Origin of the sequence: Burkholderia alba, from assembly GCF_034721475.1 — a bacterium.
GTDB lineage: Bacteria > Pseudomonadota > Gammaproteobacteria > Burkholderiales > Burkholderiaceae > Burkholderia > Burkholderia alba.
In genome coordinates, this window is the sequence record NZ_JAWJWL010000192.1 from 1 (window position 1) to 357 (window position 357).

The following is a 357-nucleotide window of genomic DNA, read 5'->3' on the forward strand; positions in this document are numbered from 1 at the left end:
ATGGTTTGACGCGAAGAGTGATTGGCAACGCGCGCCCGGACAGATCAAGGCGACGATCACGCAGGCCGAGATCAGCGCCGATGACAATCCCATCGTTGCCTTCGTCGGCCTCGACGCGTATGAGGAAGCGGGCGGCTATGTGCGCCGCGACCTGTTCAGCGATAGGCAGAATCCCGGCTACGTTGGCGACATCGAATTGCTGAATCGGCTGGCCGTCGAGAAATTGAGCGCCGTTGCCGTTGATGTCGAGGCGGAAGGCTGGTCATGGGTCGAGTCGCGCATGCAGCGTGACCATGCCGACATGGCGCGCTATGGCCGCCTGTCGCCGGAGCGCCGGGAATTCACGCGGAAGGAAAA

General features: G+C 62.2%; 1 pseudogene. It reads left to right on the forward strand.

The features are described 5' to 3' along the window. Positions 1-357 (forward strand): annotated as a pseudogene (locus tag RZR99_RS33180) (chromosome partitioning protein ParB); the annotation flags it as partial.